This is a genomic window from Bradyrhizobium sp. UFLA05-112 (genome assembly GCF_053572325.1).
The window spans coordinates 36278-49755 of record NZ_JBANBK010000017.1; the positions used below are offsets into that span (position 1 = coordinate 36278).

A 13478-nucleotide genomic window follows, 5' to 3' on the forward strand; every position below is an offset into this window, starting at 1 on the left:
AGATGTGGGGCAAGATAATGGTTTCAAAAGCGTTCGGCGAGGGGGCCGGCCGTCACATTACCGAAACGACATGGTCGGAATCGCGCCCGGTCATTCCTTCGGTTGCCCTCGTCTTAAGCCGGTTTTCAAGATTTTCAGCCTATACCGGCGCACCCTTATGGAAGGCGGCGGCCAAAGCATGTGGATTTCCCTGCTTGCGTTCTGGGACCAGTATCATGGTCTGATCATCGGCTTCGCGGTGCTGGCTCTGGTCCTGTTCGTCAACCAGCTCATCTATCGCCGCGGCTGGAAATCCTATCCCACGCGCGAACAGTACGTTGCGGCCCATCCAGGCTCAGCAACAACGGGCGGTGTCGTCTGCGCCAAATGCCGGCAGAAGGCCGCCGGGATGACCGTTGCCAGTGCCGGCCGCATCTATCGCTGCACCTGGTGCGAGACGGAGCTTTATCGCGTCGATAGGGCGTGAATTGCTGGCAGGTGGCAGCCAATACTCGTCATTCCTGGCAGTAACCCGCGGAAAGACTCTGGATTGCTTCGCTACGCTCGCAATGAAGATGGGGGCAGGTGGGGCGCCACGCGCTCAGTCGTCATGCCCGGGCTTGTCCCGGGCATCCACGTCCGTTCGCGATCGTCGTGATGCGTGGATGGCGGGGACGAGCCCGGCCATGACGGAAGCCGGGAGTGTGAAGGCGACAAGTGCCTGGGGGGCCTCGCGTCGCTACGGCAACTTGTCATACCCCTCGCCGAGCCCGTTCAAGCTGAGCGGGAAGCCGATGCCTTCCTCGGGGGTTTCGAAGATGATGAAGGTCGCGGTCTTGGCTGAGCGAAGCTGGCCGAGCAGCTTGTCGTCCATGACGACCTCGGCGACGCAACCATTGGGCAGGCAGCGGACGAAGCCGGCGCGGCCGACGTCCTGGTTGTCGAGCTTGAGGCCGAGGCCGGAGGGCAGCAGCACGCCGAGCGGTGCGACCACCCGCATCAGCCGGCTCTTCTGGTCGGCCGTCTTGAGCACGATCACGGTCAGCCCGGCATTGGAGCGGTCTTCGGCGACGACGCTCTGGATCAGGGCGCATTGCTCGGCCTGGGCTCCCGGCGGGGTGTCGCAGCGGATCTGCCAGTCACCATGGACCGAGCGCACCGCGCCTTGCGCATGCGCGAGGCCCGGCAGGAGGAGGATGGCGGCCACCAGGAGACAAGCCAGCGCGCCAAAATGGCGGTACGGAACGGGTTTGCCCATGCGTGTCGAAAGCCCCATCGGGGTCGATCCCTCTGTTCGCAACCTGTTTGGGCGGCTTCGCTTCCACTCAGGTACGGAAATGACGGCGGCTTAAAGGCGGATCCCAAGCAACCAACAAGCAAATCCCGCGCCGCGCGGGTCGCCTTTTCCCGCGCGAATCAGGCTCCTGCGGGGGCGACCGCTCAGTGCCTACAGCGGGCAATCCTGCTGTCAAGCCGCGACACTCCCGGGAACAGTGATTTTGTCTGAAATATCTTGCGTGTGATGGCTGGCAGACCGGGCTCAAGACTGCATTGCGATACATCAAGAATTATGGTTTGAGAGGCTTGATTTCGGCGTTCTAGCGATCTGGCCCCAATTCCTCTTAGAGGTATTCTTGCGCGGCGGTTTGTCGGACGGGCGGATCGAATAAGCGTTCCCCAAAAATAGGGGAGTGCATTGGGGTGATTTCGTAAGGGGAGCGCGAGCGGCATGAGGATGTCGATGGGCCGGATGGGCCGGCACTTGCTGGGATTGGTCGTAGCTGGCCTGACGCTGGCCACTGGCGGCGCGGCATTTGCCGAGCTTGGACAGCCGGCGCCGTGGGAGTGGACGCTTCAGCAATCCGCTTCCCCGGTGATGGACAACATCGTCTGGTTCCACAATTTCCTGTTCGTGCTCATCACCGTGATCACGCTGTTCGTGCTCGCGCTTCTGGTGATCGTGGTCGTGAAATTCAACGCGAGGGCCAATCCGGTGCCATCGCGGACCACCCACAACACGCTGATCGAAGTGCTCTGGACGCTGGTGCCGGTGCTGATCCTGGTCGGCATTGCGGTGCCGTCGTTCCGCCTCCTGTTCCTCGAGCTCGACGTGCCGAAGGCGGATCTGACCATCAAGGCCACCGGCAAGCAGTGGTACTGGTCCTACGCCTACCCCGACAACGGCAAGTTCGAGTTCGACTCGCTGATGGCGCAGGACAAGCAGCCCCGCCTGCTCGGCGTCGACAACGAGATGGTGGTGCCGGTGAACAAGGTGGTTCGCGTCCAGACCACCGGCGCCGACGTCATCCACGCGTTCGCGTTGCCGGCCTTCGGCGTCAAGATCGACGCGATTCCGGGCCGCCTGAACGAGACCTGGTTCAAGGCGACCAAGACCGGCATGTATTATGGCCAGTGCTCGGAGCTCTGCGGCAAGGACCATGCCTTCATGCCGATCGCTATTCGCGTGGTCAGCGATCAGGAATTCGCCTCCTGGGTTGAAACGGCGAAGAAGAAATATGCGAGCGGTGGCACGAGCACTTACGCCTCCGCGGCCGGCCCGGCGCAGTAAGCGCCGGTTCAGGGGACGAAAGGGCGGGACCTCTCGGGGTCCGAACGGGACGCAAGGCAGGATTTGAAAATGGCAACGAGTGCAGCGACACACGGCGATCACGCCCAAGACCACGCACACGACGATCACGCCCATCCGACCGGATGGCGGCGGTACGTCTATTCGACCAACCACAAGGACATCGGCACGATGTACCTGTTCTTCGCGGTCATCGCCGGCATCATCGGTGCTGCGATGTCGATCGCGATCCGCGCCGAGCTGATGTATCCGGGCGTGCAGATCTTCCACGAGACCCACACCTACAATGTGTTCGTGACCAGTCACGGCCTGATCATGATCTTCTTCATGGTCATGCCCGCGATGATCGGCGGCTTCGGCAACTGGTTCGTGCCGCTGATGATCGGTGCGCCCGACATGGCGTTCCCGCGCATGAACAACATCTCGTTCTGGCTGCTGCCGGCCTCCTTCGCGCTGCTCCTGATCTCGACCTTCGTCGAGGGTGAGCCGGGCGCCAATGGCGTCGGCGCGGGCTGGACCATCTACGCGCCGCTGTCGACCACGGGGCATCCGGGCCCGGCCGTCGATTTCGCGATCCTGTCGCTGCACCTCGCCGGTGCCTCGTCGATCCTGGGCGCGATCAACTTCATCACCACGATCTTCAACATGCGCGCGCCGGGCATGACCCTGCACAAGATGCCCCTGTTCGTCTGGTCGATCCTGGTGACGGTGTTCCTGCTGCTGCTGTCGCTGCCGGTGCTCGCGGGTGCGATCACCATGCTGCTCACCGACCGCAACTTCGGCACCACCTTCTTCTCGCCGGACGGCGGCGGCGATCCGGTGCTGTTCCAGCACCTGTTCTGGTTCTTCGGCCACCCCGAGGTGTACATCCTGATCCTGCCCGGCTTCGGCATGATCAGCCAGATCGTGTCGACCTTCTCGCGCAAGCCCGTGTTCGGCTATCTCGGCATGGCCTACGCCATGGTCGCGATCGGCGGCATCGGCTTCGTGGTGTGGGCGCACCACATGTACACGGTCGGCATGTCCTCGGCGACGCAGGCCTATTTCGTCGCTGCGACCATGGTGATCGCGGTGCCCACGGGCGTGAAGATCTTCTCGTGGATCGCCACGATGTGGGGCGGCTCGATCGAGTTCCGCGCACCGATGCTCTGGGCAGTTGGCTTCATCTTCCTGTTCACGGTCGGCGGCGTCACCGGCGTCGTGCTGGCGAATGCCGGCGTCGACCGCGTGCTCCAGGAGACCTACTACGTCGTCGCGCACTTCCACTACGTGCTGTCGCTCGGCGCGGTGTTCGCGATCTTCGCCGGTTGGTACTACTGGTTCCCGAAGATGACGGGCTACATGTACAACGAGGCGCTCGCGAAGCTGCACTTCTGGGTCACCTTCATCGGCGTCAATCTGGTGTTCTTCCCGCAGCACTTCCTCGGCCTGTCGGGCATGCCGCGCCGCTATGTCGACTATCCCGATGCGTTCGCAGGCTGGAATTACATCTCGTCGATCGGCTCGTACATCTCGGGCTTCGGCGTGCTGATCTTCCTCTACTGCGTGTTCGACGCGTTCGCCCGTAAGCAGGAGGCGGGAGCCAATCCCTGGGGGGCCGGCGCAACCACGCTGGAGTGGACGCTGCCCTCGCCGCCGCCGTTCCACCAGTTCGAAGTGCTGCCCCGCGTTCAGTAAGCAACCCTTCGCCGCGGCGCCTTTGATGGCGCCGCGGCTCTATCACGAAGCGAGTAGGTTTAAGTGTCGGTCCTCGATCAGAACGCCATCGATATCAGGATCTCCGAGGCGGAGGTCGGCGACTACATCGCGCTTTTGAAGCCGCGGGTGATGTCGCTCGTGATCTTCACCGCGCTGGTCGGGCTGATGATGGCGCCCGGGCATTTCCATCCCGTGCTCGCGATCACCTCGCTGCTCTGCATCGCGGTCGGCGCCGGCGCATCCGGTGCGTTGAACATGGCGCTGGAAGGCGACATCGACGCCAAGATGTCGCGCACGGCGAACCGACCAATCCCGCGCGGACGCATCACCAGGCCCGAGGCGATGGCCTTCGGCATGACGCTCGCCTTCTTCTCGGTGATGACGCTCGGCATCCTCGTCAACTGGATTGCGGGCGCGCTGCTCGCCTTCACCATCTTCTTCTACGTCGTGATCTACACCCTGCTCCTGAAGCGCTGGACCACGCAGAACATCGTGATCGGCGGTGCCGCCGGCGCGCTGCCGCCAGTGGTCGCCTGGGCCGCAGTGACCGGCACGGTCGACGTCGAGCCGCTGCTCCTGTTCCTCATCATCTTCTTCTGGACCCCGCCGCACTTCTGGGCGCTGGCGCTGTTCCGCTCGGACGACTATGCCCGCGCCGGCATCCCGATGCTGCCCAACGTCGCCGGCCCCGACGCGACGCGGCTGCAGATCCTGCTCTACACCGTCGTCCTGATCGCGGTGGCTGCGGCGCCCTGGGCGCTCGGTTATTTCGACTGGATCTACGGCGTCACCTCGCTGGTGCTCGGCGCCGGCATGCTGGTGCTCGCCATCAACGTCTATATGCGGCGCGAGCGCAGCCAGTCGCTGCGCGCGACGCGCAAATTGTTTGCTTTCTCCATTCTTTATCTGTTCGCGCTGTTCGCGACCCTGCTTGCCGAGGTCGTGTTCCGCGCCGTTGCTCCGATGGTAGGGGGCGCATGACGCTGGCATGCCCGACAAACCCGAGCCAGATGGAATCGTCCTCACCGAGGCGCAGAAGAAGAGCCGCCGTCAGCGCTCGATTGCGATCGCACTCGCGCTCGGCGTGCTCGTGGTGCTGTTTTTCGCGGTCACCATGGTCAAGGGACCAGCGGTGCTAGTTCGGCCATTGTAGGAAAGATGGATCAGAAGCCGACCATATCGCGGGATGAGAGCCGGAGGGCCACGAAGGGACGCGGTCTTTTCAATGGCCTCTTCAGTGGCCTTGGCCGCGACGCACTGGTCGCCTCGATCTGCGGCGGCGTGGTCGCGCTGATGGTCGGTGCCTCCTATGCGGCCGTGCCGTTCTACAATTGGTTCTGCCGCGCCACTGGCTTCAACGGCACCACCCAGGTCGCGACCGCGGCGCCCGCCACCGGGCCGATCGCGCGCAAGATCGCGGTGCGCTTCGATTCCAATGTCGCGCCGGGCCTGCCTTGGAAGTTCGAGCCGGAGCAGACCGAGATCGAGGTCAATATCGGTCAGGTCACGACCATCTACTACACCGTGACCAACCAGGCCGCGCGCACCACCGCAGGCCAGGCGGCCTACAATGTCGCGCCGCTGACGGTCGGGTCCTATTTCCAGAAGATCAACTGCTTCTGCTTCACCGAGCAGACCATGGCGCCCGGCGAGAAGCGGGAGATGCCGGTGGTGTTCTATGTCGATCCGTCGATTATCGATGACCACGACAATGACGGGCTGGGTACGATCACGCTGTCCTACACGTTCTATCCGGTGCGCGAGCCGGCGGTGAAGCCGCTTGCAGCGGGCGAGGACGACAAGCGCAAAGGCAATCTTTGATCGCCGGGCTCACCTCCGGGGATTGGAATCAAAGGGGATAAGTGCCTGACAGGCACGGGCTAAGGAGAGAGACGGAAATGGCGACCGCGCAAGGCAAGCATCACGACTATCACCTGGTCGATCCGTCTCCGTGGCCGGCCGTCGGCTCGGTCTCGGCCTTCATCATGGCACTCGGCGCGATCGCCTGGATGCACCACATGTTCGCGGCAGCGCCGATCATCTTCGGCGTCGGCACCGTGGGCGTGCTCTACACCATGGCGAGCTGGTGGGGCGACGTGATCAAGGAAGCCCAGTACAAGGGCGATCACACCCGCGTGGTGCAGATCAGCCACCGCTACGGCATGATCCTGTTCATCGCCTCCGAGGTGATGTTCTTCGTTGCCTGGTTCTGGGCCTTCTTCAACTCGTCGCTGTTCCCGGCCGACCCCGTCCACGCCACGCGCGACGCCGTGTTCGGCTGCGGCCTTGGCACCCAGATGGGCGCCTGCAGCGTGCCCGGCACCTGGCCGCCGCACGGCATCGAGACGTTCGATCCCTGGCACCTGCCGCTGCTCAACACCCTGATCCTCCTGACCTCGGGCACCACAGTAACCTGGGCGCACCATGCGCTGCTGGAGAACGATCGCCAGGGCCTCAAGTACGGCCTGATCCTCACCGTGCTCCTGGGCGCGACCTTCACCTGCGTGCAGGCCTATGAGTACAGCCACGCAGCCTTCTCCTTCGCTGGCAACGTCTACGGCGCGACCTTCTTCATGGCGACCGGCTTCCATGGTTTCCACGTGCTGGTCGGCACCGTGTTCCTGCTGGTGTGCCTGGCGCGGGCCTATGCCGGTCACTTCACGCCGAAGCAGCACCTCGGCTTCGAGTTCGCCGCCTGGTACTGGCACTTCGTCGACGTGGTCTGGCTGTTCCTGTTCATCTGCATCTACGTCTGGGGACGCGGCGCCGAAACCATGGCCCACGGCGCGCATTAAACGCTGGTCGATCGTGATATAAAGGGGCGGCCTTAGCGGCCGCCCCTTTTGCTTAAGGTATGGAGAGGGGAAGGAAAGTGCATGACCGAGTATCCTCCCACCACCGTTCTCCAGAGCGCGATGCGCGGGCTTGCCTGCAAATGTCCGCGCTGCGGACGGGGCAAGCTCTATACTGGCTTCCTCGCGCTCGCACCGTCATGTGAGGTCTGCGGCCTCGATTACGCCTTCATCGACTCCGGCGACGGGCCGGCGATCTTCATCATCATGCTGGCCGGCGCCATCGTGGTGGCCTGCGCGCTGATCGTCGAGGTCAAGTACCAGCCGCCGTTCTGGCTGCATGCGGCGCTCTGGCTGCCGCTGATCCTGGTCACTACGCTTTTGCCGCTGCGGTCGATGAAATCGCTGTTGATCGCGCTGCAGTTCCATCACAAGGCGGCGCCGGGCCGGCTGGTCGATCGCGCGAAATGAAGGGGACCGCGACGCGCCGCCGCGGCGTGGCGGGATTTGCCCTGTTCACGCTCGCCATGATCGCAGCCTTCATCGCGCTGGGTGTCTGGCAGTTGCAGCGCCGCATCGCTAAGCATGAATTGATCGCAGCGCTGACCGAGCGGCTTGCAGCGCCGCCCGTTGCGCTGCCGTCGCCGGCACAGTGGAGCACGCTCAACGCGGCTAACGACGAGTTTCGCCGCGTGAGCCTCACGGCGACCTACGCGCCGCTTCCCGACGCCATGGTCTACAGCTCCGGTTCGGCCGTGCGCAGGGATGCCGCCGGTCCCGGCACCTGGGCCTTCCTGCCGGCACGGCTGCCGACCGGCGAGATGATCGTGATCGATGCCGGCTTCGTCGAAAATACGATGCAGGAGCGCTCCGTCGAGGATCGTGCTGTAACCAAGCTCGTCACCGGCGGGCAGGTCGCGCTCACCGGATACTTGCGCTTTCCGGAAGCGGCGGGCTGGCTCACGCCCGGGGAGAACCGCACCAAGCGGCTGTGGTTCGTTCGCGATCAGCATCTGATGGCGAGTGCACTCGGCTGGGGTGCAGTCGCACCGTTCTACATCGATCTGGAACAGCCTGCGCCCGAGAACGGTGTCCCGCGTCCCGGATCGCTCGACGTGCATCTCCGGGATGACCACCTGCAATATGCCATCACCTGGTTCACGCTCGCGGGTGCAGTGCTGATCGCGTTCGGCGTGTGGGTGAGAGGCCGGCGGCGGAGCTGATCCGGCGCGGAACCGGAATCTTCCGGGCTTTACCATTCAGCGTCCATTCACGACTGTGGCCATAAGCCGCCGCGAAACGAATTCGCGTGAACAGATCGGGATGGATGCGTTGAGTGACTTCGACCAGATGGGCATTGTCGTCGACTGGCTGGACGCCTGTCGCAAGGGCGACCTCAGGTCGCTGATCGATCTCTATACCGATGATGCCAGCCTCGAATGCCAGTGCGGGGGCACGCATCTCTACCGCGGCCGCAGCGAGCTCGAAGCCTATTGGGGATCGCGGCTTGGCGCACTCTCCTCTGCCGGATTCGGGCTCGAGGACATCAGCCCCGCGCCGCAGGGCATCGAGCTCGAATATTCGATTGCCGGCTCGTTGCGCATCCGCGCCAGCTTCGGCTTCAGCGCCGATGGCAAGATTTCCCGGACCATTTGCGCGCCGGCCCGGCAGAATCCAATGGACTGCTCTGCGTGCTAAAACGTGGCGACGATTCATCCCAATTGCATTGCACTTTCGCGGGGCGCGACCCCGCGCTGCCAAATATGCAGGCGGGCGCAGCCAGACGCACGCAGGGTCTTCCCCATTTAGTTAAATTCTAACGCAGGTGGTATTTTCGCTCTTTCCATTTGTTCCCGCTGGCGTATCTGTTTGGGAAAGCGAGCGAGACCAATGCAAGACATCGTCAAGCCGGCTACGCGGATATTGATCGTCGACGACCACCCGGTCGTCGTATTCGGTTGCAGGTCGCTGTTCGCGTCAGATCACTCGATCCGGATCGATGAGGCCAGTGACGCAAAGTCCGGCCACCGCGCCTTCGTCAGCAAGCGTCCCGACGTCACCCTCATCGACATCAGCCTGCCCGACGTCTCCGGCTTCGAGCTGATGCGTCGTATCCGCAAGGACGATCCGGACGCCAAGATCATCATGCTCAGCACCAACAACGATCCGGCCTTCGTGGTCCGGGCGGTCGAGATGGGCGCGCAGGGCTATGTCTCCAAGGGCGACGACATCAAGATCCTCGTCAAGGCGGTGCGCAAGGTCGCTGCCGGTGACAATTTCATCTCGCCGCAGCTCGCGGAGGCCGTGACCTTTTCCAGCGCGGCGATCAAGGCCAACCCGGCCTCGCAGATGACGCCGCGGGAATTGGAAATCCTGCGGCTGCTGGGGCGCGGCGACAAGATCGTCGAGGTCGCCGAAGCCCTCGGCATCTCCTACAAGACCGTCGCCAACACCACGTCGCTGCTGAAGCAGAAGCTGGGCGCGAAAAGCCATTCCGACCTGATCCGGATCGCGGTGGCGATTGGGATGAACTGAGCTCGGTTCGTCCGCATCGAGCGGCTGCTTCGCCAGCGGCGGGAAAACATGGCAGGCGCACCACGCCGAGCTTCAAAGCAGGGTGCGATCGCGATCATCGCTTTGGAGCAAGCGGGAGAAGTTGGAACGTTCTCCGGGGCAAAGCGTTTTTGCCCTTGACGATGAGATGACACCCGACCACAAGCTCACGGCGAATGATTTGATGGGGCCATGGTTCGCGAACCGGCCTCCGAACGCGGATAAAACAGGTCTGCACACGTAACGACAGACCCTTCCAGGAGAGGGCTGCGGCATTGCCGCAGCCCTTTTTCTTGCGCCGCCTTTAGGCCTTGGGTGGCACGGGAAGCGGTTTCCCGATGCTGCAAAACGCTCTATGGTGCCTCCAGCTTGCTGCGGCAAAACAAAGTAACTTCATTGAAATCAAAGGTTTAGGCGTTCGGCCGGCCTTTGGAGGGCGGTTTGACTCGATATATCTCCACCCGGGGCGAGGCCCCCGAGCTTGGCTTCTGCGACGTGATGCTGACCGGGCTTGCCCGCGATGGCGGGCTCTATGTGCCGCTCGACTGGCCGCAGCTCTCACCAGAGATGATCGCCGGATTCTTCGGCCGCCCCTATTGGGAGGTCGCGGTCGACGTGATCCGCCCGTTCATCGGCGGGGAGATCTCGGATGCCGATCTCGGCCGCATGGCGAACGAGGCCTATGCCACCTTTCGTCACCCAGCCGTGGTGCCGTTGCGCCAGATGTCGCCGCATCAATTCGTGCTGGAGCTGTTTCACGGTCCGACGCTCGCCTTCAAGGACGTCGCGATGCAGCTGATCTCGCGGCTGATGGATCACGTCCTCGCCAAGCGCGGCCAGCGCACCACCATCGCGGTCGCGACCTCAGGCGACACCGGCGGCGCGGCCGTCGAAGCCTTCGCGGGTCTGGAGAATGTCGATCTCATCGTGCTTTTTCCGCACAACCGCGTCTCCAACGTGCAGCAGCGCATGATGACGACGACAGGCGCCGCCAACGTGCACGCGCTTGCCATCGAAGGTACGTTCGACGATTGCCAGGCGCTCGTGAAGGGGATGTTCAACCATCACCGCTTTCGCGACAATGTCGCGCTGTCCGGCGTCAACTCGATCAACTGGGCGCGCATCGTGGCGCAGGTGGTCTACTACTTCACCTCCGCGGTCGCGGTCGGCGCGCCGGCGCGGCAGGTCGATTTCACGGTGCCGACCGGAAATTTCGGCGACATCTTTGCAGGCTTCGTTGCCAAGCGCATGGGGCTTCCGGTGCGCACCCTGCGCATCGCCGCCAATGTCAACGACATCCTGGCGCGCACGCTCAAGACCGGAATCTACGAGGTGCGCGAGGTGCACGCCACCGCGTCGCCCTCGATGGACATCCAGATCTCATCGAATTTCGAGCGGCTGATGTTCGAGGCGAACCGGCGCGATGCGACCGGCGTCCGCCGGCTGATGGACTCGCTGAAGCAGTCGGGTCGCTTCGTGCTGCCGGATGCGACGCTCGCCGCGATCCGCGAGGAGTTCGACGCTGGCCGCGCGGACGAGACCGAAACCTCGGCTGCGATCCGTGCCGCCTGGCGCGAGGCCGGCGAGCTCGTCGATCCCCATACTGCGGTAGCTCTCGCCGTCGCCGATCGCGACACCACGGACACGACGGTGCCCAATATCGTGCTGTCCACCGCGCATCCTGCCAAATTCCCCGACGCGGTCGAGGCTGCCTGCGGCATGCGGCCGCAATTGCCGGCCTGGCTCGACGGATTGATGACCAAATCCGAACACATGAAGGTGATGAAGAACGATCAGTCCGAGGTGGAGCGGTTCGTGTTGTCGGTCAGCCGCGCCGCAAAGCAGGGAGTTGCCGGATGAGCGTCGAGATCTCCAAGCTTGCCTCCGGCCTCACCGTCGTCACCGACAACATGTCCCATGTCGAGACCGCCGCGCTCGGCGTCTGGGCCGGTGTGGGCGGCCGCGACGAAAAGCCGAACGAGCATGGCATCTCCCACCTGCTCGAGCACATGGCGTTCAAGGGCACGACCCGGCGCTCCTCGCGCGAGATCGTCGAGGAGATCGAGGCGGTCGGCGGCGACCTCAATGCCGGCACCTCGACTGAGACGACGTCCTACTACGCGCGGGTGATGAAGGCCGACGTGCCGCTGGCGCTCGACGTGCTCGCCGACATCCTCGCCAATCCCGCCTTCGAGCCGGAAGAGCTCGAGCGCGAGAAGAACGTCATCGTGCAGGAGATCGGCGCTGCGCAGGATACGCCCGACGACGTCGTGTTCGAGCATCTCAACGAGCTCTGCTATCCCGAGCAGGCGATGGGCCGCTCGCTGCTCGGCACCGCCAAGACGCTGCGCGGCTTCAACCGCGACATGCTGCGCGGCTATCTCTCCACGCATTATCGCGGCCCCGACATGGTGGTGGCCGCCGCAGGCGCGGTCGATCACCGTCAGGTCGTGGACGAGGTCGAGAAGCGATTTGCGAGTTTCGAGGCGACACCGGGACCGAAGCCGACGCCTGCGATGTTCGGCAAGGGCGGGGCGAAGGTGGTGCATCGCGAGCTCGAGCAAGCGCATCTGACGCTGGCGCTGGAAGGCGTGCCGCAAACCGACCAGTCGCTGTTCTCGCTCCAGGTCTTCACCAACGTCCTCGGCGGCGGAATGTCGTCGCGGCTGTTCCAGGAGGTGCGGGAGAAGCGCGGGCTGTGCTACTCGATCTACAGCTTCCACGCGCCCTATACTGATACCGGCTTCTTCGGGCTCTATACCGGCACCGATCCTGCGGACGCGCCTGAGATGATGGAGGTCGTCGTCGACATCATCAATGATTCGGTGGAGACGCTGACCGAGGCCGAGATCGCGCGTGCAAAAGCACAGATGAAGGCGGGCCTCCTGATGGCGCTGGAGAGCTGCTCATCGCGCGCCGAGCAGCTCGCGCGGCACGTGCTGGCCTATGGGCGGCCCCAGACGGTGCAGGAGCTGGTGGCCCGAATCGACGCCGTGAGCGTCGAATCGACGCGAAATGCAGCACGAGCGCTATTATCGCGGAGCCGCCCCGCGGTCGTTGCATTGGGCAGCGGCAGGGGTCTGGACACGGCGGTGTCTTTTGCGGAAGGATTGACCCGGGCGCGAGCCAAGGCGAGGCTCCACTAGGAGCTGTGCCGAGGGCTGATATCGCACCCCGGAAAGCATCACATGGCTCTTTTTCGCTTGCCGTCCAGTGGACCTGCCGCCCTCGCCCCACGTGGCAACGGACTGCTGTTGCGTGCGCCGCAGATGTCGGATTTCCTGCAATGGGCGCATCTGCGCGAGGGAAGTCGGGATTACCTGACGCCCTGGGAGCCGATCTGGCCCTCCGATGATCTCACCCGCTCGGGCTTTCGCCGGCGCCTGCGTCGCTATGCCGAGGATATCGCCGCGGACCGGTCCTATCCGTTCCTGATCTTCCGGGAACTCGACGGCGCCATGGTCGGCGGCATTACGCTAGCCAATGTCCGTCGCGGCATCGTCCAGGCCGGCACGATCGGCTACTGGGTCGGGCAGTCCTACGCCCATCGGGGCTATATGACCGCGGCGCTGCGGGTGTTGCTGCCGACCCTGTTCGGCGAGCTCAACCTGCACCGGGTGGAGGCCGCCTGCATCCCCACCAATGCACCGTCGATCCGGGTGCTGGAGAAGTGCGGCTTCTCCCGTGAGGGGCTGGCGCGCCGCTATCTCTGCATCAACGGGGTCTGGCAGGATCATCTGCTGTTCGGCCTGCTGCACGAGGATTTCCGCGGCTAACCAAGCCGAAACTTGCCTGTCGTGTTGCCTTATCGTGTGCCTTGGGTTCGCCGATTTTGGCGATATAACGCGCAGCAGGCCGGCGATCTGCCG

General features: G+C 63.9%; 15 protein-coding genes. 14 read left to right on the plus strand and 1 reads right to left on the minus strand.

Annotated features, from left to right (window positions below):
• Positions 1–70: 70 nt before the first annotated feature.
• Positions 71–466: a hypothetical protein gene (locus tag SO180_RS12625; RefSeq protein ID WP_449379146.1), complete on the plus strand. Its 396-nt coding sequence runs from the start codon at positions 71–73 to the stop codon at positions 464–466.
• A gap of 252 nt (positions 467–718) precedes the next feature.
• On the opposite strand, the gene SO180_RS12630 is transcribed toward SO180_RS12625, so the two are convergent.
• Positions 719–1255 (minus strand): invasion associated locus B family protein, encoded by a 537-nt coding sequence (locus tag SO180_RS12630; RefSeq protein ID WP_449379147.1) that lies wholly within the window; start codon positions 1253–1255, stop codon positions 719–721.
• A gap of 453 nt (positions 1256–1708) precedes the next feature.
• Here SO180_RS12630 and coxB point away from each other — a divergent pair, with 453 nt between their 5' ends.
• The 13 genes from coxB (at position 1709) to SO180_RS12695 (ending at position 13385) form a co-directional block, all read left to right on the plus strand.
• Positions 1709–2548, plus strand: coding sequence for a cytochrome c oxidase subunit II (gene coxB, locus SO180_RS12635; RefSeq protein ID WP_449379148.1), 840 nt, complete (start codon positions 1709–1711; stop codon positions 2546–2548).
• Positions 2549–2617: 69 nt separating this feature from the next.
• Positions 2618–4243, plus strand: a complete 1626-nt coding sequence (gene ctaD / locus SO180_RS12640) for a cytochrome c oxidase subunit I (RefSeq protein ID WP_449379149.1) — start codon at positions 2618–2620, stop codon at positions 4241–4243.
• Positions 4244–4306: 63 nt separating this feature from the next.
• Positions 4307–5245 (plus strand): heme o synthase, encoded by a 939-nt coding sequence (locus SO180_RS12645; protein ID WP_449379150.1) that lies wholly within the window; start codon positions 4307–4309, stop codon positions 5243–5245.
• Between the two features lie 7 nt (positions 5246–5252).
• On the plus strand, positions 5253–5417 hold the full coding sequence (locus tag SO180_RS12650) for a CoxF protein (protein WP_254102697.1): 165 nt from the start codon (positions 5253–5255) through the stop codon (positions 5415–5417).
• Between the two features lie 5 nt (positions 5418–5422).
• Positions 5423–6085: a cytochrome c oxidase assembly protein gene (locus tag SO180_RS12655; RefSeq protein WP_449379151.1), complete on the plus strand. Its 663-nt coding sequence runs from the start codon at positions 5423–5425 to the stop codon at positions 6083–6085.
• Positions 6086–6162: 77 nt separating this feature from the next.
• Complete coding sequence (locus SO180_RS12660) at positions 6163–7059, plus strand: cytochrome c oxidase subunit 3 (RefSeq protein ID WP_449379152.1); 897 nt, start codon at positions 6163–6165, stop codon at positions 7057–7059.
• Positions 7060–7140: 81 nt separating this feature from the next.
• Positions 7141–7527, plus strand: a complete 387-nt coding sequence (locus SO180_RS12665) for a DUF983 domain-containing protein (RefSeq protein ID WP_449379153.1) — start codon at positions 7141–7143, stop codon at positions 7525–7527.
• Entirely contained in the window at positions 7524–8279 is a 756-nt protein-coding gene (locus tag SO180_RS12670) for an SURF1 family protein (protein ID WP_449379154.1), read from the plus strand. The genes SO180_RS12665 and SO180_RS12670 overlap by 4 nt, the downstream gene beginning before the upstream one ends.
• Before the next feature lie 109 nt (positions 8280–8388).
• Entirely contained in the window at positions 8389–8754 is a 366-nt protein-coding gene (locus SO180_RS12675) for a nuclear transport factor 2 family protein (RefSeq protein WP_449379155.1), read from the plus strand.
• Positions 8755–8946: 192 nt separating this feature from the next.
• Entirely contained in the window at positions 8947–9591 is a 645-nt protein-coding gene (locus SO180_RS12680) for a response regulator transcription factor (protein WP_449379156.1), read from the plus strand.
• Between the two features lie 459 nt (positions 9592–10050).
• Positions 10051–11469 carry a threonine synthase gene (thrC, locus tag SO180_RS12685; protein WP_449379157.1) on the plus strand — a complete coding sequence of 473 codons (1419 nt, stop codon included), beginning with the start codon at positions 10051–10053 and terminating at the stop codon, positions 11467–11469.
• Positions 11466–12755, plus strand: coding sequence for a M16 family metallopeptidase (locus SO180_RS12690; protein WP_449379158.1), 1290 nt, complete (start codon positions 11466–11468; stop codon positions 12753–12755). The genes thrC and SO180_RS12690 overlap by 4 nt, the downstream gene beginning before the upstream one ends.
• A 42-nt stretch (positions 12756–12797) precedes the next feature.
• Positions 12798–13385, plus strand: a complete 588-nt coding sequence (locus SO180_RS12695) for a GNAT family N-acetyltransferase (RefSeq protein WP_449379159.1) — start codon at positions 12798–12800, stop codon at positions 13383–13385.
• Positions 13386–13478: the final 93 nt, after the last annotated feature.